Origin of the sequence: Adhaeribacter radiodurans, assembly GCF_014075995.1 — a bacterium.
GTDB classification, from domain to species: Bacteria; Bacteroidota; Bacteroidia; order Cytophagales; family Hymenobacteraceae; genus Adhaeribacter; species Adhaeribacter radiodurans.
Genome location: NZ_CP055153.1, coordinates 6,441,390 through 6,466,349, shown reverse-complemented (window position 1 = coordinate 6,466,349; position 24,960 = coordinate 6,441,390). Strand labels below are relative to the sequence as shown.

Annotated in this window: 19 protein-coding genes; 12 read left to right on the top strand and 7 right to left on the bottom strand. The window is 44.1% G+C overall.

Annotated elements, in window-relative coordinates; genetic code table 11:
- Positions 1–686: 686 nt before the first annotated feature.
- The 6 genes from HUW48_RS25540 (at position 687) to HUW48_RS25515 (ending at position 10,069) form a co-directional block, all read left to right on the top strand.
- Positions 687–3,842, top strand: a complete 3,156-nt coding sequence (locus HUW48_RS25540; RefSeq protein ID WP_182413620.1) for a SusC/RagA family TonB-linked outer membrane protein — start codon at positions 687–689, stop codon at positions 3,840–3,842.
- A gap of 135 nt (positions 3,843–3,977) precedes the next feature.
- Positions 3,978–5,447: a SusD/RagB family nutrient-binding outer membrane lipoprotein gene (locus HUW48_RS25535; RefSeq protein ID WP_182413619.1), complete on the top strand. Its 1,470-nt coding sequence runs from the start codon at positions 3,978–3,980 to the stop codon at positions 5,445–5,447.
- A 46-nt stretch (positions 5,448–5,493) separates the two neighbouring features.
- Positions 5,494–5,934: a hypothetical protein gene (locus HUW48_RS25530; RefSeq protein ID WP_182413618.1), complete on the top strand. Its 441-nt coding sequence runs from the start codon at positions 5,494–5,496 to the stop codon at positions 5,932–5,934.
- 20 nt (positions 5,935–5,954) lie between these two features.
- On the top strand, positions 5,955–7,079 hold the full coding sequence (locus HUW48_RS25525; protein ID WP_182413617.1) for an FAD-dependent oxidoreductase: 1,125 nt from the start codon (positions 5,955–5,957) through the stop codon (positions 7,077–7,079).
- Positions 7,080–7,708: 629 nt separating this feature from the next.
- Positions 7,709–8,539, top strand: coding sequence for an IS5 family transposase (locus tag HUW48_RS25520; protein WP_182413616.1), 831 nt, complete (start codon positions 7,709–7,711; stop codon positions 8,537–8,539).
- A gap of 198 nt (positions 8,540–8,737) precedes the next feature.
- Positions 8,738–10,069 (top strand): aminotransferase class V-fold PLP-dependent enzyme, encoded by a 1,332-nt coding sequence (locus HUW48_RS25515; protein ID WP_182413615.1) that lies wholly within the window; start codon positions 8,738–8,740, stop codon positions 10,067–10,069.
- A 196-nt stretch (positions 10,070–10,265) separates the two neighbouring features.
- Here HUW48_RS25515 and HUW48_RS25510 read toward each other — a convergent pair whose 3' ends face one another.
- On the bottom strand, positions 10,266–10,730 hold the full coding sequence (locus tag HUW48_RS25510) for a RidA family protein (protein ID WP_182413614.1): 465 nt from the start codon (positions 10,728–10,730) through the stop codon (positions 10,266–10,268).
- Between the two features lie 294 nt (positions 10,731–11,024).
- Between HUW48_RS25510 and HUW48_RS25505 the strand changes: the two genes are divergently transcribed.
- The 4 genes from HUW48_RS25505 to HUW48_RS25490 all read left to right on the top strand — a co-directional run bounded on the left by HUW48_RS25505 (position 11,025) and on the right by HUW48_RS25490 (position 16,494).
- Positions 11,025–12,614, top strand: a complete 1,590-nt coding sequence (locus HUW48_RS25505; protein ID WP_317173735.1) for a flavin monoamine oxidase family protein — start codon at positions 11,025–11,027, stop codon at positions 12,612–12,614.
- A 75-nt stretch (positions 12,615–12,689) separates the two neighbouring features.
- A complete protein-coding gene (locus tag HUW48_RS25500) occupies positions 12,690–13,844 on the top strand; it encodes a pyridoxal phosphate-dependent aminotransferase (RefSeq protein ID WP_182413613.1) in 1,155 nt (384 codons plus the stop codon).
- A gap of 311 nt (positions 13,845–14,155) precedes the next feature.
- A complete protein-coding gene (locus HUW48_RS25495) occupies positions 14,156–15,151 on the top strand; it encodes a Hint domain-containing protein (RefSeq protein WP_182413612.1) in 996 nt (331 codons plus the stop codon).
- A gap of 242 nt (positions 15,152–15,393) precedes the next feature.
- Positions 15,394–16,494 carry a glycosyltransferase gene (locus HUW48_RS25490; protein WP_182413611.1) on the top strand — a complete coding sequence of 367 codons (1,101 nt, stop codon included), beginning with the start codon at positions 15,394–15,396 and terminating at the stop codon, positions 16,492–16,494.
- Positions 16,495–16,886: 392 nt separating this feature from the next.
- Here the strand turns inward: HUW48_RS25490 and HUW48_RS25485 are convergent, their stop codons facing one another.
- A complete protein-coding gene (locus HUW48_RS25485; RefSeq protein WP_182413610.1) occupies positions 16,887–17,294 on the bottom strand; it encodes a hypothetical protein in 408 nt (135 codons plus the stop codon).
- Positions 17,291–17,869, bottom strand: coding sequence for an RNA polymerase sigma factor (locus tag HUW48_RS25480; RefSeq protein ID WP_182413609.1), 579 nt, complete (start codon positions 17,867–17,869; stop codon positions 17,291–17,293). The genes HUW48_RS25485 and HUW48_RS25480 overlap by 4 nt, the downstream gene beginning before the upstream one ends.
- A 325-nt stretch (positions 17,870–18,194) precedes the next feature.
- Between HUW48_RS25480 and HUW48_RS25475 the strand changes: the two genes are divergently transcribed.
- Positions 18,195–18,530, top strand: coding sequence for a DUF6249 domain-containing protein (locus HUW48_RS25475; protein ID WP_182413608.1), 336 nt, complete (start codon positions 18,195–18,197; stop codon positions 18,528–18,530).
- 206 nt (positions 18,531–18,736) lie between these two features.
- Here the strand turns inward: HUW48_RS25475 and HUW48_RS25470 are convergent, their stop codons facing one another.
- The 4 genes from HUW48_RS25470 to HUW48_RS25455 all read right to left on the bottom strand — a co-directional run bounded on the left by HUW48_RS25470 (position 18,737) and on the right by HUW48_RS25455 (position 22,908).
- The gene (locus HUW48_RS25470) at positions 18,737–19,711 is read right to left on the bottom strand and encodes a Gfo/Idh/MocA family protein (protein ID WP_182413607.1); all 975 of its coding nucleotides are present in this window, start codon (positions 19,709–19,711) and stop codon (positions 18,737–18,739) included.
- 136 nt (positions 19,712–19,847) lie between these two features.
- Complete coding sequence (locus HUW48_RS25465) at positions 19,848–20,186, bottom strand: hypothetical protein (RefSeq protein WP_182413606.1); 339 nt, start codon at positions 20,184–20,186, stop codon at positions 19,848–19,850.
- 127 nt (positions 20,187–20,313) lie between these two features.
- Positions 20,314–21,519 (bottom strand): Gfo/Idh/MocA family protein, encoded by a 1,206-nt coding sequence (locus tag HUW48_RS25460; RefSeq protein ID WP_182413605.1) that lies wholly within the window; start codon positions 21,517–21,519, stop codon positions 20,314–20,316.
- Between the two features lie 165 nt (positions 21,520–21,684).
- Positions 21,685–22,908, bottom strand: a complete 1,224-nt coding sequence (locus HUW48_RS25455) for a nucleoside permease (RefSeq protein ID WP_182413604.1) — start codon at positions 22,906–22,908, stop codon at positions 21,685–21,687.
- Between the two features lie 486 nt (positions 22,909–23,394).
- Here HUW48_RS25455 and HUW48_RS25450 point away from each other — a divergent pair, with 486 nt between their 5' ends.
- Complete coding sequence (locus tag HUW48_RS25450; RefSeq protein ID WP_182413603.1) at positions 23,395–24,927, top strand: gluconokinase; 1,533 nt, start codon at positions 23,395–23,397, stop codon at positions 24,925–24,927.
- The last annotated feature ends 33 nt before the right edge of the window (positions 24,928–24,960 follow it).

Sequence of the window (24,960 nt, the reverse complement as noted above, 5' to 3'; positions counted from 1 at the left end):
ATTTTCACTTTAATTAATTATTTGTAACTATGCATAGTATCAAATCAATAATTAACAATAAAACATTTGTTTAACTATTAAGAACTCTGAAAAGCTTTTGTGTCTGGCCAACGTTAATGCTTTTTATACCCGAATGGTTTATGGCAGATTTTTTTAAAAATTAAATAAAGTTTTATTTCTGGGAGAAAAATTATGGAGAGACAAGTACAAACCGAATGCTGGCCGGCGAGCCAGCAGTAAAAACATAAAGCAGTAGCTTTCTAAAACCCAAAGCAATCAAGGATCTGGTACCAAAGTAAATTTTAGATTTATTAACTAAATTGGTGAAATTCCTGGGTTGTTTTGTAAAATAAAACCTGTAAAAAGCTGCTAATATTTACTATTAAGAACTGTTAACCTGAAGGTTAATTGGGTTCTTGTCCTGTACCAACAGTTTCGAGCTGTTTTGAACAATTCTGTTATCCGGAGTTGATTCAATCCTGATTTTTACGCGCCACGTTTCCGGTTATTTCCTATTCTCAGGCAGCTTTTGTCGGGAGCCAGATAATTTTTGCCCATTGTAATACGCCATAACCCGGATGCCGACCTATGTTTTAAAGCCTTTCGCTGGAAAGGAGTGCGGTTTACGCATTGCTGTTAATTACTTGTCTACACAAAAACAACACCCATCATTAAAATTAAGATTTATGAAGCGATTACTACTCTTGTATGCCCTTGTTACCCTAGCCCTGTCGCCGGTACTGGCGCAGCAGCCCATTAAAGTCACCGGAAAAATACTAGATGCTGATTTACCCTTACCGGGTGTAACCGTGTTGGTAAAAGGCACTACCACCGGAACCGTTAGTAACGCAGAAGGAATGTATTCTTTAGAATGCCCGCCAACCAGCACCTTAGTGTTTTCCTTTATTGGGTACACTTCTCAGGAAATTGCCGTGGGTGGCAAAACCAGCATTAACGTAAGCCTGGTTACCGATGCTACTCAATTAGGCGAAGTAGTAGTAACCGCCTTTGGTATCGAAAGAGAGAAAAAAGCTCTGGGTTATACCATTCAGGAAGTAAGCGGCGAAAAGCTAACCGAGGTAAAATCTACCAACGTGGTTAATAACTTGTCGGGCCGGGTGGCCGGGGTACAGGTAAACAGCAACGGCGGGCCGGGTAGCAGTTCGAATATTGTAATCCGGGGTATGGGTTCGGTAAGCCGAAATAACCAGCCGCTGGTGGTAGTAGATGGCGTGCCTATTCAACAATCTAATTCTAACCGCTACGGCGGTGGCATTTCGGAAGTAAACCCCGAAAACATTGCTTCTATGTCGATCTTAAAAGGCCCGAATGCGGCGGCTTTGTACGGTTCGCGGGCGGCCAACGGAGTAATTTTAATTACTACTAAAAACGGTGCTGGCACCAAAGGTATTGGCGTAGAAATAAGCTCTAGCGCTACATTTGAGCGCCCTCTGGTAAAACCAAATTTCCAAAATACATACGGCGGCGGCAACGGCTACCGCACCTGGTTTAACAATGGTCGCAGTGGTTCTATAACCGACCCGGTGGAAATACAGCAATACCGCGCGGCTTACGGACCAAACGCGCCGCTTAACGGCACCGAAGGTACCGACGAAAGCTGGGGCGCTCCCATGGATGGTCGTTTAGTGCGCCAATGGTGGACCGGCGACGATGTAGCACCTTTAACCCCGCACCCGGACAACTGGGAAGAATACTGGGAAACCGGCCATACCTTCTTTAATACCATTGCGCTTACCGGCGGCAACGAAAAAGGCAGCTTCCGGCTTTCGCTGGGCCGCCTGGACCAAACCGGTATTATGTTCAACAACGATTTTAAAAGAAACAACATCGATATCAGCTCTTCTTATAACCTTACTTCTAAGTTAAAGGCTACGGTAAGCGCCGAATATATTAAATCAGGTTCTGATAACCGGGCTTACCAATCCAGTCAGGATTTTATCTGGGCGCACCGGTCGGTTTCCTGGGATCAGTTGAAAAACTGGCGCGATTACGTGGGCGTGCATAACCAAATGCCCGGCGATAATTTGCCGCCGAACTGGCAGCATACCTTCTTCGTGAATCCATTTTACGAGCAGGAATATTTAACTAACGCCAACGACAAAGACCGTTTACGCGGCAACATGTCCTTAGCCTACACTTTCAACGATAAATTTAGCTTAATGGTGAGAAGCGGTACCGACTACTGGAGCGATACCCGCACCAACATTACCCGCTTCGAGCGTATTTCGGGCGGTAACTTCCGGGCCGGCCAGTTTAACGAAGAAATTTTGCGGAGCCAGGAAACCAACCACGACATGATCTTGACCTACAAGCAGGATTTCGGACCGGATTTCTCTTTTAGCGGCCAGGCCGGTGATATTTACCGCAAAAACTACTACAAACGCAACTACGCCCAGGTAGAACAATTGGTAATCGACAAGCTGTATACTTTAAACAACAACGCTAGCCCCAACACCAACGCCAGCGAAACGCAGGAATTTAACGTGCAAAGTTTGTTTGCCGCCGCGCAATTTGGTTTCCGGAACTCGTTATTCCTGGATGTAACCGGCCGCAACGATTGGTCCAGTACTTTACCTATCAACCAAAATTCTTTCTTCTATCCATCGGTATCGGTGAGCGCAGTAGTAACAGATTTATTAGGTATCAGCAGCAAAGCTTTATCGTTTGCCAAAGTTAGAGCCAGCTGGGCCCAGGTAGGTAACGATGCCGATCCGTATCAGTTGTACCAGTTATACGATGCTAAATCGCCCTGGAACGGCGCTATCCCGAGCTTCGGCGAAAGCACTGATATTAACAACGCCGGCCTGAAGCCCGAAATTACGACTGGTCAGGAAGTAGGCGCGGATATTCGTTTCTTAAATGGCAAAATTGGCTTAGACGCAACGTATTATACCAAAAGCACCAAAGATCAGATTTTAGGAGTAGAAATTTCAAAAGCTACGGGTTACAACCGCCGTTTCTTAAACGCCGGTGAGGTTACCAACAAAGGGGTAGAATTAATGTTAACCGGTACACCGGTGCAATTAGCTAATGGCTTCCAGTGGGATGTTTCGGTAAATTACGCCCGTAACCGCAGCGAAGTAGTAGAACTGGCCGAAGGTTTAACCACTTACACGCTTTACACCACCCGCGGACTTTCTACCGAAGCTCGGGTTGGTCAGCCTTACGGTACTTTCTACGGCACCGCGTTTTTACGCTCTCCCGATGGCCAGATTGTTTACGACAAAGAACGTGGTACGCCATTAGTAGCGCCGGGCCAGCAAGTGCTGGGCAACATTCAGCCAGATTGGATTGGTGGTCTTTCTAACTCGTTCTCTTTTAAAGGTGTTACGCTAAGCGCTTTAATTGATGTAAGAAAAGGCGGTGATATTTACGACGAAGGAACCGGTACTGCCCGCTGGACCGGCCAATACGCCGAAACGGCCGTAGGTCGCGAAGAAGGCGTAATTGGGAAAGGCGTGAAAAACGTAGGAACCGCCGATGCCCCGGTTTACGTGCCCAACGATGTTATTGCCGATGCCAAACTTTTCTACAGCTACAACAACCCACGTACCTACCACGAATCTGCCATTTTTGATGCCAGCTACGTGAAATTACGCGAAGTAAGCTTAGGTTACCAACTGCCGGCATTCCTGACTAAATCCATCAGAGCGCAATCGGCCCGTATCTCGTTTGTAGGTCGTAACCTGGCTATTTTGTTCAAGAATACGCCGCACATTGATCCGGAAGTAGATTCACAAGGCGGTAATGCCCAAGGCTTTACTTATGGTCAGTTGCCTAACAGCCGCAGCTTCGGGATGAGCCTGGACGTGAAATTCTAAAACAAAGCGAAACATCTCCTAAACACACAAAAATTTAAAAAAACTGTACAACTCCCTTCTCCTTTGCAGGAGAAGGGGCCAGGAGATGAGGGTTGCTACCATCAAAATCTAATTATTTTTAAAAAGACTTATCCGATGAAAATATATTCTAAAATAAAAATAGCCTCGTACGTAGTTGCCGGAGCTTTTATGGCGAGTGCCTGTACCAAAGACTTTGAAGCGATGAATGTGAGCCCGAACAAACCAAATGAGGTAAGTTCGGCGGTATTGCTGCCCAACGGCATTGAGTCGAGTGTAGACCGTTACTGGGGGCACCGGGCGCGTTTCGAGCGTATAAACCTGGATGGCGGCATGCTGTGGGTGCAATACCTGGCTCGCAATATTTACTCCGACGAAGGCGATAACTACAACATGAGTCCCGCTTATTACACCAATAACTGGAAAGGCTTTTACAACGACGCCCTGCAAAACTTTCAACGGATTATCATTCAGTCTGGCCCGGAAGGCACCGCGCCAAATGCCAATTACGAAGGTGCTGCCTTGGTAATGCGTTCCTGGGTATTTTCGTTATTAACCGATATTTACGGCGCCATTCCTTACACCGAAGCATTACAAGGTACCGCTGAAACACCTATTTACACGCCGAAATACGATTCGCAGGAAGCAGTTTACGCGGGTTTGCTCGAAGATTTAAAAATTGCCAACGAAAAGTTAACCGTAGACGGACCAGCTATTTCGGGCGATATTATGTTCGGGGGCAAAATTGACATGTGGAAGAAGTTTGCCAACTCGCTGCGCTTAAAACTAGCCAACCGGCAAGCTGCCAAGAAACCCGCCGAGTCGCGGGCTATTATGGCCGAAATATTAGGCGACCCGGCTAAATACCCGGTTTTCACCAGCAACGCCGATTATGCGGTACTTAAAAACGCCAACGGTTTACCCAGCAACAACGAGTGGAACCAGGTAATGGTGCAGGAAAGCCGTACCGACTGGAACCTAAGTAAAACCTTGGTAGATAAGCTGCAAGCCCTGAATGATCCCCGCTTAGCGGTTTACGGCCAGCCGGTAAATAACCAGTACATCGGTATCCCGAACGGTTTACCCGACGCGATTGCCACTACTTACCTGGCTACCAGCGCTAAAATCGGCACTTACTTCTTGCAGACTACTACGCCGAGCGTTGTGATGAGCTATTCCGAATTGTTGTTTACCCTGGCAGAAGCTGCCGTTGACGGCGACATTACCGGAGATGCCCAGATGTATTACGAACAGGCCATTGCTGCCTCTTTTGGCCAGTATGGTTTAACCATGCCTGCCGATTACCTGGCAACCGCCGGACCGGCCACCAAAGAAAATATTCTTACTCAAAAGTGGATTGCCTTATTTGGCCAAGGCATTGAAGCCTGGACGGAATACCGCCGCACCGGTTACCCGGTTATGCCTAACCCCGATACCCGGGCTATTTTCTTGAACGATGGGGTGTTGCCTACCCGTTTGCAGTACCCTTCTACCGAATACTCACTGAACAAATCGCAGTTAGATGCCGGCATTTCTTTAAACGGCGGCGCCGACGATAAAAAAACCAAAATGTGGTGGGTCGAGTAGTCAGCCAGGTAAAAATTAAAAAATTTAAATTCTAAGCGTATCAACCATGAAAATAAATCATCTAAATAAATTCTATACCCTGCTTTTTGCCCTGAGCTTTTTCTTAATAAGCTGCGAAAAAGAAGACGAACTAGTAGTGGACCGGGTAGTATCGCCGGTATTAGTTACCGTATCTGGTTCCAGCTTTTTAGCTACCGAGCCGGTAAAAGTAACCACGGCCATTTACGAATTGGATAAAAGCGGTATTCTGGATAATAAAGTAGGCATCGACACCATACCGGTAACCGGTTTAGCCGTAAAAGTAATGCTGAATAATGCGGCCATTACCGAGCTAACCACCGATGCGGCCGGCCAGGTAAGTATGGAAAAAACTTGGGCCGAACTGGGATTAGCAGCTCCTACGGCCGGTAAATTTCTGGTGTTAGAATGGTCGGGTTCGCACAAAGGACAAGCTTTTACCAAAACAAGTCGGGTAGTAGTAAAATAATTTAAAAAACGCTACCCAATATGGATAGAAGAGATTTCCTGTTAAAATCCGGGGCATTCGGGCTGGCTTTGGCCATGGGGGTTGGTTCTTGTGCTCCGGCCAATAATCTTTACCGGGGCAGCGCCACCAGTGCGGGCTCCCGGCGCTTGCCGCGCGTCCGGATTTCGCCGGACCGGGTCGTAAAAGAAACGGTAGGGCTGCGGCCTTACCGGCTTTTGGGCCCCCGGCTGGACGTAGAAATGCTGGGGAACAAAACCATTGTGCATAATTACGGGCACGGCGGCAGCGGCTTCTCGCTGTCCTGGGGAACCGGGCAGATTGCCGCCAACAACGCCGCGGCTACCGGTAAAAAAGAAATTGCGGTAATTGGCTGCGGCATTGTGGGTTTAACTACTGCCCGTTTGCTGCAGGAACAAGGCAAAACCGTTACCATTTACGCCAAAGAATTATGGCCGAAAATTACGTCCAGCATGGCAACCGGCACCTGGTCGCCGGCGCATTTGCTCTGCGAAGACGAGCACGTTACCCCGGAATTTAAAGCTATGTGGGAACAAGCCTGCACCTATTCTTTCCGGACGTACCAAAATTTGTTGGGCTTAGGCGATGTAGTGACTTGGATTGATCATTTTATTATTGGTGGCCGCACGCACAAAGAAGAACCTAAGCTTCACATTAAAGGGCAATTGCCAGAACCCATCGAGCTAACCCGCCGCGAACATCCGTTTCGGGCCAAAGAAGTGGTAAACCAACCCAATATGGTTTTTAACATTCCGGCCTACCTGCGCCTGCTCACCGATGATTTTTTAAAATTTGGCGGCAAAATTCAAGTGCAGGAGTTTAAAACCCTGGAAGAAGTAGATGCTTTGTGGGAAGATTGCGTTGTAAACTGCACCGGTTTAGGTGCCAAAACCTTATTCAACGACCAAAACTTAATGCCGATTTCAGGTCAATTATCTTTCCTGATTCCGCAACCCGAAATCAATTACCGCTTAAGTACGCCCAACGGGTATATCATTCCCCGGAAAGATGGGTTGGTGCTGGGCGGCAATGCCATCCGCAATAATTGGAACACCACGCCTAATCCCGAACAAACCAAAACGGTTATTGCTGCTTTGAATAATGCCATGATGGGAATGCGGAGTTAAAATTTGTTGCATAGCTGCGGCTGATGCTTTAATACACTATGGCGCGGAAGTTACTTCCGTGACTTTCGAACCAGAACAAGGTAGATTAATTTAAAAACTATCGTTCGCATAGCTGCGGTCGTTACATTGGTTGCTAATTGAAGTTGTTTCATTGATTGCGTAATTGTTCTTTTTGTCTTGACACAAAAAGAACCAAAAAAGTCAAGACGCTAAAAACTCGCTGATCGCTCAAACAGTTTAGCGCCAATCTTTGCACCTGGCTTAAGCTACTTGTTGCATAGCTGGCAAGTAAAATTTAAATTTTTAAAATTTTAGAAGTAACCACTTCAAAATACAAAGTTGTCATTCAGGAGGAACCTATTTAGCTGCGCAGCAACATTGTTAAATTTACTTAGTAGCCATCAACAACTCGAGTATATCCATCGGTTAGCAGAAAAAAAGTCCCCCTTTGGAGGGGTAGGATAATTACCACGATAATAAATTGGTAACTGGCACTTAGTAAATGGCATCTGAAAAAAAAGCTCCCCTCCTAAGAAGGTGTTTTAAAAAGTACTTAGGGGAAAATAGGGGAATAAAAAAGTACTCAAAAGGGTTAAGAATAGTTGAACCACCAACTTATCAAAACCGAAATGAGTACTAGTCAAAAGAAGCAAAAACGGCGGAGATATCCAAGTGATATCAGTCAGAATGGCTGGCAGAAGTTAAAGAAGTTATTGGAAGGACCGGATTCAGCCATCAGGAAAGCAGGTCGCCCAGCCGCCGATTTAAGAGAGGTCATAAACGCTATTTTTTATGTAGTAAAAACGGGTTGTAGTTGGCGGAGCATGCCCCATGACTTACTGTGCTGGCAAACGGCGTATGGTTACTTTAATGGCTGGAGTCAGAATGGCACCTGGGAGTGGGTTCATAGCGTTTTTGTAAAAAAGCTGCGGTGCCAATCCCAGCGCCAAGCTTGTCCCTCGGCGGGCAATATAGATTCCCAAAGCATCAAAACAACGGCTTGTGGGGGTTCTCACCGGGGCTTTGATGCGGGTAAGCAAATCAAGGGCCGCAAACGGTTTGTTCTTACCGATACCCAAGGCTTGCTGTTAGCCGTATGGGTATGCGCTGCCAGTGTTTCGGAAAAGAAAGGAGCCATGCCATTGCTTCGCTATAGGAAGCGAGTGCCTTATCTAGCTCATCTCTGTCGGCGTAGTAAATTGGTTTGGGTGGATGGTGGTTACCGGGGAGAGGATTTAATGGCCTATGTAAAAAAGCTATGGGGCTGGTGCTGGCAAGTAGTGCTTCGAACAGATAATACGAAAGGCTTTAAAGCCTTGCCCCGTCGATGGGTCGTAGAAAGAACTTTTGCTTGGCTGCTGTTTGCCAGACGACTGAATAAAGATTATGAAAAGAACCGTCGTAATAGTCAGAGGATGGTCTACTTAGCGATGCTAGCCCTCATGCTTAAACGAGTTTAATCTATTTTAAAACAGTTTCTTAGATAAGGAAAGGTTGAGGGTGGTTGATTTTCCTTCTAATTAGATAACTAGTCGCTATTGTAGCAAATTATTTTTATATTAATGTAAGAAGAAGTATAACTAAAGCTTTGAGTAGTTGAATTATAAAACAGATAAATTTTCAAACATAAAACTTACCATTTAAAACCAGTAACTCTCATGCCGGATAACTCAAATTCCAGAAGAAACTTTGTTCGAAAAATAGGCGGTTTGGCTGGTTTGCTGAGCGTTAGTCCGGCATTGGCGGCCCGGAAAACCGAAATGGGTTTAATAATTCCGGAAGTTGCTGCCGGCGAAGATGTAACCCGCGACGAAGATTACTGGAGTTTTATTCAGCAAGCCTATTCAGTTTCGCCCAACATTATTAACCTGAACAACGGTGGCGTAAGTCCGCAGCCCATTGTGGTGCAGGATGCCCTCGACCGGTATAACCGCCTGAGCAACGAAGCCCCCAGCTATTACATGTGGCGTACTTTAGACGAAGGTCGGGAAGCAGTCCGGATGAAATTAGCGGATTTAGGCGGGTGCTCGCCCGAAGAAATTGCCATTAACCGCAACGCCAGCGAAGCTCTGGAAACTATTATTTTCGGTATAAACCTGCAACGCGGCGACGAAGTGGTACTGACCAAGCAAGATTACCCCAACGTCATCAACGCCTGGAAGCAACGCGAAAAGCGCGACGGCATAATTTTAAAATTTATCTCCCTGGACTTGCCCATGGAGGATAATAAATTGATTGTTAGTAAGTTTAGTGCAGCATTTACGCCCAAAACCAAAGCCGTAATGATTACGCACCTGATGAACTGGTCGGGGCAAATTTTACCAGCGGCCTTGATTAGCCGGGCCGCTAAAAAACACAATCCGGCTATTCAAGTAATAATCGATGGGGCACACTCTTTTGCGCATATCAACTACAAAATTCCGGATTTAGAAGGCGATTACTACGGCACCAGCTTGCACAAATGGCTTTGCTCGCCGTTTGGCACCGGCATGTTGTACGTAAAGCAAGCTCGTATCAAAGATTTATGGCCGCTCCTGGCTCCCGAAGATCCGCAATGCCCCGATATCCGCAAGTTCGAACGACTGGGCACCCGTTCTTTCCCAACCGAAATGGCGATTGGGCACGCCATCAATTTTCACAACACAATTGGCAACGAGCGCAAGCAAAAACGGCTGCATTTTTTAAAAAATTACTGGGTAGAGAAATGTATGAACGTGCCTGGCTTTTCTACGCAAACTTCCTTGAAACCAGAATTTTCGGGAGCTTTATGTACTTTCGCCTTAAAAGGCGTGGAGCCCGGGCAAGTTGCCAGCGAATTATTTAAGCGGGCGCGTATTCATACGTCGGCTACGGTTTGGGAAAATATCAGCGGCGTGCGCATTACCCCACACGTGTATACCCCCATCAAAGATTTAGACCGATTAGTAGACACCATTCACGCCATTGCCAAAGAAAATGGTACTGCCGCTAATCGCACCAGCAGCAAATAAATAATAGCAACGCATTTATTGGAACTTGCCCCACTAAAATTTAAAAACCGGCCTGCTTTTCTTCTTAACTAATAGGTTAAGGAAGAAGAGCAGGCCGGTTTCTTTCTGAGTTTTTTAATTAAAGTAACTAGCAATAACTAGTGATCGATACCACTAAGCTAGTATTGTTTATCGTCAGTCGACTATGGGCTAAACATTAATGCATGGCGGCAATTACCGAAATTTCTAAGTTGGCGTTGCTGGGCAAATTAGATACTTGCACTGTTTCACGGGCAGGCGGCTCTACGGTAAAGTACTTGCCATATACCTCATTCACTTTCGCAAATTGGCCCATGTCTTTTAAGTAAATAGTAGCTTTTACGACATGCCGGAAATCCATGCCGGCCCCTTTTAATATCGCCTGTAAATTTTTAAGCACCTGGTCAGTTTCGGCTTCAAAACTTTGCGACGCTAACTGGCGGGTTTGCGGATTAACGCCCACTTGCCCCGCTACAAACAAAAAACCATCTACTAAAACGCCTTGGCTGTAAGGCCCAGCGGGTAAAGGGGCCTGGTCAGTTTTAATAATTTTCTTTTCGGGCTGGGTGCCGGCCGTTTGTTCGAAGCTGGCCGTAGCCGATAACAAAACAACAGCGCAGGATAGGTAAAAACACTTTTTCATGGATAAATCAGGTTAAAAGGCAACGATTTTATAAGAAAAGTAAAAGAATGAAACATTTTTTAAGTGGCTGGTACAGATTGTACGATTTAAATTAAACAACAAGCTGGTTAAAATAGGTGGTTTTATTATAAACAGTTTAAATTTTAAGGCACTTATATAAAAAATAGATGTTTTTTATTGAAACAAGTGTAAATTTTAGGTGTGTTTTGAAATTGACACATGTTTTTTCGGCAATATACTATAAAATTTTTACCTTTAGACATGGAGTTTTAGTAAAATTTAAATAGAATTAATTTGAAACATCTATCCCGAAGAGCTTTTTTGAGTAAGAGCGCGCTACTCGCCGGAAGTGCTTACCCAGCCATGATGGCATTAGGCTTATTGCCCGGTGCCCCAGCCCATGCTTTTGATTTATCCGGTGATGGTAAAGGCAAACACGTCCTGATTTTGGGGGGTGGTTTAGCCGGCATGACGGCGGCTTACGAGTTAAATAAATTAGGTTACCGCACTACTATTCTGGAGGCCCGCACCCGGGCTGGCGGTCGGGTATTTAGTGTCCGGAAAGGATCTACCCACCAGGAAGGAGACGGTCCGGTGCAAACCGCTAACTTCGACAATGGCCTGTATTATAATGCTGGCCCTTCGCGGATTCCGCATCACCACCAGCTTACCATGCATTATTGCAAAGAGCTGGGCGTGCCGCTGGAAGTATATAATAACGTAAACGAAGGCACCTATTACTTTAGCGAAGGCAAAGGCGCTTTATCGAATAAAAAAGTGCGCGCCCGCGAGATCCACAACGACATGCGCGGCTACATGACCGAACTGCTCGCCAAAGCCCTGGACCAGGACAAGCTGGATTTAGCCTTAAATAAAGAAGACGCCGCTAAAGTATTAGAATATTTACGGGCCGAAGGCGGTCTGGACATTGATAAGTTATACAAAGCTTCTGCGCGCCGCGGTTACCTGGAATCGCCGGGTGCCGGTGAAAAGTCCGGGAAAGTAGGTGATCCGCATAAACTGGCCGATATAATTCAGTCGGGTTTGCTAGACCCCGATTTTTACAACGTAGCCGAATACACCTATGAGCTGCAAATGACCATGTTCCAGGCGGTAGGCGGCATGGATAATATCGCCAAAGCCCTGGAGAAAAAAGTGGCAGGTTCACTAAAGCTAGGAGCCGAGGTAAAAACCGTGCAAAATGTACCCACCGGCGTAAAAGTTATTTATAAAGATAAACAAGGCGAACACGAGTTAACCGGCGATATCTGTATTTGTACTTTGCCGTTGCCAGTGCTCAGCAACATCGACCATAACTTTGCTTCGGATGTGAGCCGCGCCATTGATTTTGTGCCTTATATCCAAACGGGTAAAATAGGCTTGCAATTTAAACGCCGCTTCTGGGAGGAAGACGAGCAGATTTACGGCGGCATTACCCACACCAACAACGAGCTTACCCAGATTTTTTACCCCTCGTACGATTACTTAAGCAAAAAAGGTATTCTGCTGGGGTATTATAACTTTAATGAGAAAGCCAAAATGGTCGGCGATTTATCCATGGCCGACCGGGAAAAACTGGCTCTGGAAAAGGGCAGCCTTATTCATCCGCAGTACAAGCAAGAGTTCGAAACTTCGTTTTCGGTGAGCTGGCACAAAACCAAATACAACCTGGGCGGCTGGGCCGTGTACAACAGCGAAGCCCGCAAAACCCTTTATCCGGCCTTGCTCAAACCCGATCAAAACGTCTATTTCGCCGGCGAACACACCACCTATTTAACCGCCTGGATGGCCGGCGCTTTTGAATCGGCCCGCAGCGTGGTAGCTTCTATTCACTCGCGGTTAGCGGAGCAACGGGTACAATACCCGGTTACTTCTAAAGGCTAAAATCCCTCTCTATCAAAAATAAACTTTCACCTTTAATTTACACTTATACGCACTTTTACTCTCATGGAAAAATCAATGAACAGACGTAACTGGCTAAAGTCCAGTGCTTTTTTAGCCGGAGGATTTACTTTCTTTTCCGGTTCAATCAATCAACTGGTAGCTAAGCCGGTTGCCCGTACCCTCGAGAAGAAAGTTACGGAAGAAAGTATTATTCTGAGCGCTCCGGCCGAAATGAAAGCGCGCCTGAATGCCAACGAAAATCCTTTTGGACCCTCTGAGAAGGCTAAAAAAGCCGCCATGGATGCTCTGAACACCAGCTACCAATACCCCATGAAATATACCCGGGAGCTGGCGCAAAAAATTGCGGATTACGAAGGTGTAAAACTAGAAAACATTCTAATGGATGCCGGTTCCGGCCCTTTGTTGTTAGCCGCTGCCATGTATTACAGCAAAAAAGGCGGTTCTAATATTGTTTCCGGCGATCCTACTTACGCCAGCTTGCCCCGCGACGCCGAAGATTTTAATACCACCTGGAACAAAGTGCCTTTAACCGCTGACTATAAGTTAGACCTGGATGCCATGGAGAAGCGGGTAGATGCCAGCACCTCGCTCATGTACGTCTGTAACCCCAATAACCCCACTGGTACCGTAGTAGATTCGGCTAAGCTCCGCGCTTTTTGCGGCCGCGTATCGCAGAAAGTGCCCGTGTTTATTGATGAGGCTTACATTGATTATTTACCGGATCCGCAAGCCGCTTCGATGATGGATTGCGTAAAAAAAGGCCAGAACGTAATTATTGCCCGCACTTTCTCTAAATTATATGGCTTTGCCGGCTTGCGTGTAGGGTACATTATTGCCCAGCCCGAGGTAGTAAAAGAATTAAGCAAATATGCTGCTGGTGGTATGAGCATTTCGGCTCCTTCGGTACAAGCTGCTTTAGCCGCTTACCAGGATAAAGCCTTTTTGCAGGATGCTTTAAAGAAAACCATGGCTTCTAAGAACTTCCTGTACGATGTACTGAAGAAAGAAGGCTACGAATACATTCCGTCGTCGAGCAACTTTGTGATGTTCCCGCTGAAAATGGACGGCGAAAAATTTGTCGCCGAATTAATGAAACGTGGCGTAGGCGTACGTAACTGGAAATTCAGTAACCAGGAATGGTGCCGCATCAGCATTGGCCGCATGGACGAAATGCAAGCGTTCGCCGATGCCTTCCGCCAAATATCTTAAAACCTCAACTCCTAGCCCCTTCTCTTCCGGGAGAAGGGGAGCTTAGGTTATTTTTTTTTAAAATTTTACAATTAGAGGAAGCTATTTAGTTGTCCGAAAAGCAGTGGCAACCAACTGGCACCAGCAAAGTGGATGATATAAAACTACCAAACTTACACCGCTCGGAAAACGGGCAAACTACCTAAAACAAAAACAAAACAATATCAAAAGTCGCCCGCAGCTTCAAGCTTATTTTAAGAATTTACAAAGGCATTATGGCTTCGGGTTAGGCTTAATTTTTTAGAAAATCTTTCATTTTAACCTTTACAATTATGCGTAAAATATTCTTATCGTTTGCACTCATTGGTAACATGTACGTGGCGCACGCCCAGAGTACCGGCACGTCGCGGCCTTTAACCATGGCCGAATACCAGAAAGCCAAAACTTTTGCGGTAAAAGATTTAGATAACGATACCTACGTTAAAATTGAAAACGCTTATATCCTGGACCGGTACGAAGGCCGCAAACCTTACTTTATTACCGGCGACGATGGCCTGAAAAAACGCATGGACTTGTACCGCCTAGTAAGCAAAGAAGGCATGCAGGAACTCGGTACCATGGTATTTTACACCAACGAAAAAGGTAAATTATACAAGGCTTTGTTGCCTAACTTCACTACCGATGGCAAGGTGTGGGAAAATTATTTCGAAGACATTCACGCCATTGATAAAGAAGAAAAAAACTTTGTGCTGAAGCTGTCTTATATTTTGTCGAAAGAATTGGCGTTTCAGCAGTACAAAGCTTTAAACCAGGGCAAAGATTTAAAAGCGGAATCGGCTACCTACGGCAATGATATTTGTTTCCCCGGCGACCAGTTGGTAGCCATGGCCAATGGTAAGCAAAAATTGCTGAAAGAAGTAAAAGCCGGCGACCAGGTTTTAACCATCGATCCGGCCACCAAAAAGTCGACCACGGTACTGGTAAAAGAATTGGTATCGCACGAAGCAAAGAACTACGCCATTACCCGTTTACTGGTAGCCAGCGCTTCGGAGAAAACAAGCAAGCTGGGCAAAGAAGTGAACCTTAGCAGCAAAGTGCTGGAAGCCACCCCGAACCACCCGATGCAAACCCGCGATGGGAAACGCAAAATGGGCGAAATAAACCTGGGCGAAGAAGTATTGTGCTACAACAGCAAAACCGGTAAATACGAACCATTTACGGTATTAAACAAAGGCGAATACGCGGGTGGCGTGCAAAAAGTGTATAACATTGAAGCCGCCGCCGGTACCACCTTCATGATGAACGACGTAATGGTATTGCAGAAATAAGGCTGATTATTTAAAGCTATCCAAGAAGATGTTCCGCCTGCCTACATAGCCGGCAGGAACTTCTTCTTAGATTAAAACCATGAGAATTAGTATTCTATAATTTAAGTTAGCTCCTAATCTTTTTACAATTTATCCTACTTATCAAAACCAGGAACAATAAAAATGCGTATCGTTAAATTAAAATATCAATATATATAAATTATTTACTATATTTAGTACCACTTCACTTTAAGACAAGTAAAATGAAAAAAATATGTTTCTTCCCAGGTACGCTGGCACTAGGCGGGATAGGAAAAATATTTGTGAACCTAATTCAGGAATATGCCGGGCGCGGCGTAGATGTACACGTGTTTCTTACTAAAAAAGAAGGTGAGTTTCTCAGCCAATTACCCCCTAACGTGCAGGTATTTGAGGGCAGTGGCCGAGCTTTAACCAGTATTGTAAGCTTTATTCAATATTTACGCCGCGAGAAACCAGAAGCTGTTCTGTCGGCACGGGAATTCTTGAATATTATTAACATTTTCTGCTGTTTATTTACCTTCAACAAAACCAAACCAGTAGTTTCGTTGCACACTAATCAAACCGCTGAAAACGCCGCTGAACCTAATAATCCGAGTTTGTACAAAAACCCTTACTTTCTTACTTTAGCCAAAGTACTTTACAAAATTCCGGAAAAGATTGTAGCCGTATCGGGGGGAGTAGCCGACGATTTCTCGTATCGGATGGGTGTGGACCGGAAAAAAATGAAAGTTATTTATAATCCTGTTTATAGCCCAACCCAAGAGGATATTATACCTAATACTTTACTTCATAATTTTTTATCTGATAATCGAAAGTTTATTATTGGAGTAGGACGATTAACCCCGCAGAAAGATTGGCCAAATTTACTAAAAGCATTTAGCTTAGTTAGAGAAAAGATGGATGTGTCTTTAGTTATATTAGGAGAAGGTTCTCTGCGCCAGGAATTGGAGGAACTAATTGAAGAATTATCATTACAAGGACATGTATTGCTGCCGGGATTTGTTAATAATCCTTCTTATTATGTAAAAAAAGCATCTGCATTTGTTATTTCGTCAAAATATGAAGGGTTTGGCAATGTAATAGTAGAAGCATTAGGCGTTGGCACTCCGGTAGTATCCACTGACTGTCCTAGCGGACCAAGTGAAATATTAGAAGATGGCAAATACGGTAAATTAGTTCCAACGGAAGATCCGGTTGCTTTAGCTACCGGAATTATAGAGACTCTAAACATCTCGCACAATTCAGAAGTTTTGATCAACCGGGCGAAAGATTTTTCGGTCCCTAGAATTGCGGATGAGTATTCGAATTACATTATGAATTAAGTAACTGAATAAAATTAATTTACTATTCTTGATGTCGAGATTGCTATTATGTAGCGTTTATAGTCAACTATTTAATCTCACAAAATTCTGATAGCTAATAGCTTGATACTTGTGTCTCTTTGCTAAATACAACCTTCGCCTTGCTTAATTTTAAATTTAGTAAAAACAGTACGTAAAACTTTCCTACTCTCCCTTCCTCTTAAAATGTAATTAAGATAAAATTTAATTTTCTTTATTACGCCGAGGCCGATTTAGCTACAGCCAGCTCCCCTAAAAAGGAGCTGGCTGTAGCTAAATCGTCGAATTTGAAATCCCTTTAAAATTTATTGCTCCTTAACTTCCTCTGCAACCCGGAACTTACAAGAATAATTCTCCGCAAAGCAGTTAAGCTCCTAGTTATTCCGCAATCGCCCATAAAGATGATCCAAAACGAGCCAACAAAAACAAATAATACCCGCCAGGAACAATTCTGGTAGGTAGGGCATATGGTTATAAGTAGCAATATTATGTAGAAACTGTGGAAAGAAAGAAATTAAAGTAAAACTTGGTGAAGGACCAAAGGCCAACACGCTTAAACTTAGCGTGAGTAAAACAATACTGCTTAAGCTAATACCTATCCACCGCCAAACCTGAGCAGGAAGAAATGGCTCGTATATTTTTGCGCGTTGTGCCAACGTTTGCGCTTTAATTTGCGCCATAACTTCTGTGGTAAAATCTGCTTTCAAGTCAGGTAAAGGCGTGGCTTTCGTTAAAAGCTGTTGGGTTAGTAAATCGCGTTGCACTTCCATATTTTCTTTCATCTAATAATTTCCTTCCATTCGTGCTTTAATACTCCTTGCAGGTACAAATACATTTTTTGCCTGCCGCGGAATAGTTTTACTTTAATGTTTGCTTTTGATAACCCGGTAATTTCTTTAATTTCTTCCACGGATTTTTCGTGCAGATAGAACAAGGTTAAAAGCAGATTTTCGTGGGCGGGCAGTTGGCTCAAAGCTAGGTCAATATACTTGCTTTGCTCGGCCGTTTGCAGGTTTAGCATTTGTAATCCTACTTGTTCCAACTCTGTTTCGGTGAGGTCGGCATCTTCCAGCGAAACGGCAAAAGATATTTTGCGGCGGGTTTTAGAAATTGCTGAATTATAAACAATGCGGTACAACCAAGTCGAAAATTTGGACTCGCTTCTAAAACCCGGTAATGCTCGGAAAGCTTTCACAAAAGCATCCTGAGCGACTTCTTCGGCATCTTGCTTATTTCCTGTAATTTTAAAAGCAAGAGTAGTCGCCAAATGCTTGTACTTTTCTACTAAAACGGTATACCCCGCTGTATTTCCGCAGAGTACTTGCTGAACATAGTAATAATCAGGCTGCGTTTCCATGTGTGCGGGTTAGACGCCACTATTTTAAAAGCGGTTACAAGTACGTAGTAAGTTCTAAGCTAAAAGTAATAAGTAAAATCAAGTTACAGAAAATCGGCGTTTCTTTAAAGTTCCTTCAGAAAAAGCTATATAGCCGAAAAGCTTCCTCTGGAAGGACTAGATAAATTTAAGATTATTGGTTTGCAGATATAGATAGTTGCTGAGTTTTTTAAAGTTTCGGATAAGTGAGTACACATAACTGTAATTTTAAATTTACTTTGTATAAGCTGTAACCAGCTGTTATTGCAAGGCGTCCAAAGAACATAAAACTTAAAATTTACTTATTATGCAAAACATGTTCGGCCCAGTGCTCATCGTTATTGTAGCCATTTTGTTCTTCAGCACAATTTTCGGTATTTGCTATTTGTATTTCACTTCCCGTACTCGCGAACGGTTGGCTTTGGTAGAACGGGGCCTCGACCCTAACTTTTTCCGGCCTCGGCGCACTGCCCTTAAATACGGCATGGTTATTTTCTCGGTGTTGCTGGGTATGACTATTGGAGATTTTATACCTTGGCGTTACGCGATTGGGGTGCCGCTGGGCGTAATGTTCGGAGGCTTAAGCCTGATTGCTTATTACTTTATTATTGATAAACGCCTAGGTGACCGCGATGAAGCCTGAAAAGTAAAAAAGACGCACTTAAATGCGTCTTTAGAGTAGAAGAATATCGTTAATAGAACTTACGCGAAAGATAAAGTCGTTTGTGAAGACACAAACGACGGCACCGATCGAATTTCAATGCCGACGCTGGTCGTTGGCAGTATCCTCACTGCCAATCTTTGCGAAAATCTTTATTAAGTCTGGTGTCTAGCGTCTAATATCTAAAATTATCTGCCCACAATCTGATCCATTACCCAAGCGGTACGGGCAGCAGTTACTCCCGTGCTGGGGCACTCTCCTTGTCCGGTTAGTTGCTCCACGATGGTTTGAATGAATGGTTGCTGAATATGCGTGGGGGGCGGTAAGTCAAATTTTTTAATTCCTTCGGCTGTTTCTAGTTGCACCGGTACTTTATCAAAAGCCGCGAACGTAATTTTGCCTTTACTACCAATTATCTCCATCTGATCGGTACGTTGAGTCTCGGCAACGGTAAAGGACCAGGTACCGCTACCCAGTACACCAGATTGAAAACGAAACTGCGCCGTTACAATATCTTCCGCCGGATATAAACCAGCTTGATTAGCCGTTTGCCCCGAAGCAGTAGCAATCGGGCCTAAAATGTAATCTAAAATATCCAATTGGTGCGGAGCCAAATCAAAGAATAATCCTCCACCGGCAATTTCGGGTTGCACGCGCCAGGGTAAATTTTCTTTTTCTAAATTATTTTGTAAAGGATGGTACAACTGAATGTTTACAAACCGTACTTCACCAATCGCGCCGGTGTCCACTAACTCTTTTACTTTTAAGAAAGAAGGCAAACAGCGCCGGTAAAACGCTACAAATAATGGCAACTGAGCTTCTTCACAAGCTGCAATCATCTCCTGGCATTCGGCATAAGTGCGGGCCATTGGCTTTTCTACGTACACGGGTTTGCCCGCGGCAGCTACCTGCAAGGTATAATCACGGTGCGAATCGGGCGGCGTGGCAATGTAAACGGCATCTACTTCGGGGTCGTTAATGAGCGCAGTAGCATCGGCATACCACTTGGGTACATTGTGCCGACGAGCGTAATCTTCGGCTTTGGCGGCATCGCGGCGCATTACCGCTACTAGTTTTGAATTTGGTATTTTACTAAAAGCGGGTCCGCTTTTTACTTCGGTTACGTCGCCGCAACCAATTATCCCCCATCGAATGGTTTCCATAGTTTTATCTGGTTCTGGTAAGGTAATATAAATTTGAAAAGGGAAGAACAATCGGGTTAATAACTACAATCCTAGGTTGTTCCGACAAAGGTTTGAATTAAAACTAATTGGCTTACTCGTCTTCCCACTCTTCTTCCTATACATTTTTCAGAAACTGTTCTTCGATTTCTGTTTTATATATTTCTCCCGGCAGAAAAGTAAGTACGTTTTGCTCGAACTTTTTACGGGCATGTTGCTGAAATACCTGAAACATTGTCCAGAGCATTAAGCGGCCTTCGGCATCATCTTCGGCTATTTGTTCTTCCAGGGCATTCCATTGATTACTCAGGTTTTTAGAATAAAAGTAATCTTTAGAATCGGTAACCTTCTTTAAATTTTTGTATTTCCGCTCTGGTTGAATTATGTATCCATCCGAAAAGTCTATTTTATCTCCCCATAAAGGCAGTATTTTGCTATAAATTTCTTCAAATGTCATTCTAGATAATGCCTTTAAAATTTAAATTACTAATTCTAACAAAGCCTTTTAAACTACGTAACCAGATAAATTCTTACTTGATAACAACTAAGCATGAAATAAGATTTTTACAAATACTTTAAATAGCTCACTTATTAGCGGCCATTACCTGTTGCACAATTTTACCGGATTCTTTGTGTTTTAAAATGCGTTTAATTTCGCCGCCGGGCACTAATTCTTCTTTTATAAGCCAGTAATCAGCGTCGAATTCTACTTTAAGGCTTCCTTTTTCGGTTACTTCAGTATTCCCGCGCCAAATTGCTAATTCTACGGGCTCCCATTGTTTAGTTTTAGCGGATTTTAAACAAGCGTCCATTACGGCGTTTACAATATACCCATCGTAAAAAGTCTCCATGGGCGTGCTACCTTTTTCCATGGTATTGAACATATCGGTAAACATGTGGGTATAGCCCAAATCGTGCACCTCGTCGCCAACCGGAAAAAGCCAGCCCGTTTCCATTTCGGCTTTTTCGGCCACGTAACCGCCCCGGCCCACAGCGGTGAACATCTCAAAACCGGTTCGCAGGAAATGATCAATGCGGATGGTTCCTTCGGTACCCGTTAATTCGTCGCGTAAATCCATACCGCCCCGAAACGCCCAGCTTACTTCAAACTGTGCAACGGCTCCAGTCTCGTATCTTACCAGCCCAATGGCGTGATCTTCCGCTTCAATGGGTTTTACCAGCGTATCTGCCCAGCACATTACTTCTACGGGCCGCACGTTTTTGCCAATGTAATTCCGGCTTACCTCAATGCAATGACAGGCTAAATCCAGAATAGCTCCCCCACCCGATTGATTAATATCCCAGAACCAATCGCTATGCGGACCAGGATGCGTTTCGCGAGAACGGGTCCAGAGCACTTTGCCCACAGCACCACTTTTCACGGCATCTAAAGCTTCCAAGGTTTTAGGTGTATAAGCTAAATCTTCTAAATACCCGTGAAATACACCGGCTTTTTCCACAGCTTCCAGCATTTGGCGGGCTTCATCGCCGGTACAGCCAAGCGGCTTGGTACACAGGACCGCTTTACCGGCTTCCGCTGCCATTATTACCGCTTCCAGATGCAAATTATTAGGCAGGGCAATCACTACGGCATCCACCTCCGGGTCGTTAATAGCTTCGGCCATATCCGTGGTAGATTTAGGAATATTAAATTCAGCGGCGAACTTTTTACCCGATTCTTCTTTACGAGCATAGATAATGTGCACTTGGTCGCGGCTGCGTTGGGCATGTAAACTACGGGTATAAAACCGGGCAATAAATCCCGAACCTAACATTGCTATTCTGGCCATTTTTTATGTTGTAGGTTATAGGTGGAAGGTTTTAGGTAAGTAAAGAGACACAAGTATCAAGATATTAGATGCTAAACTTTTATTAATAAATTTAATATCAGCACCTTCTTACAAAATTCTCGGCATTCAGTATATTCAATTAATTTTGTTTAAAATCTTAACTCATTAATGCACCGCCGCTGCTACCTGCTTGCGGTCTAACTGTTTTTCGCGGAATAATAGGGCAAATAATAGTAAAACTCCCGCTGCAATGGCTGCCGGTACCAACCAGATTTCCTGCCAGTGATGCTCTGTAGGCGAGATTGTATAATTTTTAGCCACGTACCCCGAAAGTTTAGTACCGATCCACATACCAATGCCGTACGTGGCCATGGTAATCATTCCCTGAGCGGAACTTTTAATTTTTTCGCCGGCTTTGTGATCGGTGTAAATCTGGCCGGTTACAAAGAAGAAATCAAAGCAGACACCGTGTAAAATAATACCGGTAAACAACATCCACATCTGATCCGGGCCACCAAATCCAAATATTAAAAACCGTATTACCCAGGTAAGCATCCCAATCATAATCATGTATTTTACCCCAAACCGACGAAAGAAAAACGGAATAGCCAAAATAAACAGAGCTTCTGAAATCTGGCCGAAGGTCATGTTACGGGTTGCATTTTGCATGCCGGACTCTACTAAAAATTGATTAGTTTGGCTATAGTAAAACGACAGCGGAATACAGATTAAAATAGATGAAATAAAGAAAATAAGAAAAGAGCGGTCTTTTAATAGAACAAATGCCTCGGAACCAACAATTTCGGAAGTACGAACGGCAGCGTTTTTGGCTTTGGGGGGTGTGTTAGGTAAAAATAAACTTAAAGCTGCTAAGGCAATGGACGCTACTGCGGCCATTGTAAAAGTAAAGCCCAATTCCGTAGGAGAAATATGAAAAACCTGATCGATGAGCCACCCGGTGGCAATCCAGCCTATGGTACCCCATACCCGTACAGAGGCAAACTGTTTTCCGGGCTCAGCCATTTGGTTAAACGAAATAGCATTGGCTAAAGCTAAAGTGGGTGCGTACAACAGCGAATAAAGTAAAATACCCCAGTAAAACACATCCGGATTTTGAATAGTAGTAAGATAATACAATACTCCTGCTCCAAGCAAGTGCATTAACCCAAATACGCGTTGGGCCGCAAAAAACCGGTCGGCAATCATACCCACAAAAAACGGCGAAATAATAGTAGCAATAGACATGGCACTGTACGCATCACCAATATCAACCCCGTCCGCCTGTAATGCATTTGCCAGATAGGTACCCATGGTAACGTACCAGGCTCCCCAAATAAAGAATTGTAGAAACATCATGGCGGAAAGTAACCCGCGTACCCGTGATTTCATAAGTGGTAAAATTTATCTTAGTAACATACTAGTATTATTGGAGCAAAGCAATAGCACCAGGTAAGTTTTAAGGTATTGGCCGCACGTTTTACTCCTGCCTTCTACTGCAAATTAGCTTTCTGCATACGGTCGGTTACTAATATTCTTATCTGTTTAAAGTAGTTAGGGCAAGCTGATAGGAGTAATTTAACTCGTCGTTATAATTCTGATTTACTTATTACTAAAATTTACTTTAACGAAAATAATTCAGGTAAAAAAGTAAATACAGTTTCATATAAGTTCATAATAGTTGTACTTGCAAAACTTAGTTACCTGAAACTGGGTGCAACCAATTATTTTTAAAATGTTAATTAAACCACCTTGTAATTTACTTTATTTTGAAATTTGAACACCAGAGAGGAAAGAACTCATATAAATAAGATACATTTTTTGTAAACTTATAACCTGCAAATAAAACTTATTACTTATTCTGAATAAACCGGACTTATGCACTACATGATCGGGGTTGATATTGGTACTACAAGCACCAAAGCCGTTGGCTTTAATTTACAAGGGCATGTACTAGCCGAAAAGTCGGTGGAATATCCTTTGCTCAATCCACAACCCTCGTACAGCGAACAAGATCCGGATGAAGTATATCAAGCTGTGTTGGATTCTATTAGTGCCGTTACCACAGCTGCCCGAACTATTGGTTTTACGGTAGCTGGTTTAGCGGGAATTAGTTTCAGCAGTGCCATGCACAGCTTAATTGTTTTAGATGTAGAAGGTAATCTGCTCACGAACAGCATTACCTGGGCCGATACGCGAAGCAAAGAATACGCTAATCAAATTAAAAACAGTGCCGCAGGTCATAACATCTATCGCCGGACGGGTACGCCTATTCACCCTATGTCGCCGTTGTGCAAATTGGTTTGGATGCAAGCAGAGCAACCGGAATTAATACAAAAGGCGCATAAATTTATCTCTATTAAAGAATACGTGTTCTACCGGCTTTTCGGGCAGTACGTTATTGACTATTCAATTGCTTCGGCTACCGGATTGTTTGATATTTTTACTTTACAATGGCATCAACCAGCCTTACAATTAGCGGGTATTTCCAATGATCATTTATCTACTCCGTTTCCATGCACGCATATTGTTCGTGGCCTATCGACTGAGCAGGCTAGCTATTTAGGAGTGGATACCCAGGTAGCTTTTATTTTGGGTGGTAGCGATGGTTGTTTGGCTAATCTGGGAAGTAGTGCTATCCGACCCGGTAATGCGGCCCTTACCATAGGTACCAGTGGGGCCATTCGGGTAATTTCTTCCGAGCCGGCTACAGATTCTCAAGAGCGAATATTTAGCTACATTTTAACTCCCGAACACTATGTATTGGGTGGCCCGGTGAGTAATGGAGCTATTTTGTTGCGTTGGTTCCGCGACCAGTTCGGGATGCCTGAAAAACAAATAGCAGACGATTTAGCAACGGATGTATATGAATTACTGCTGCAAAAAGCGGCTACTATCCCTGCCGGATCTAATGGTTTACTATTTTTACCGTATTTGCTGGGTGAACGGGCGCCTATATGGGATGCGAATGCCCGGGGCGTTTTCTTCGGCTTAAACTTAACGCATACCCGTGCGCATTTATTACGCGCCTTGCTCGAAGGTATTTTATTTGGCGTATACAGCGTAGCAAATGCCTTAATACAAGTTACCGGACCTATTGATGTAATTTACGCCAACGGCGGATTTGCCAAAGGTGGTATTTGGGTGCAAATGCTAGCCGATATATTTAATCAGGAAATTCGGGTAACCGAAAGTGTAGAAAGTTCGGCATTAGGAGCTGTTATTTTAGGCATGCAAGCTTTAGGCATCATCCACGATTTTGAAACGATAGAAAAGCTGGTACCCGTTTCCCACACTTATTTACCTAACCCGGAGAACCATGTTGTTTACCAGCAGTTGTACGCCATTTACGAAGGCTTGTACCCGAAATTAAAGCAAGATTTCGCCGCTATTGCTGCTTTGCAGGGATAATTAATTTTTTTAGAAAAATTTACTCCTTAAATC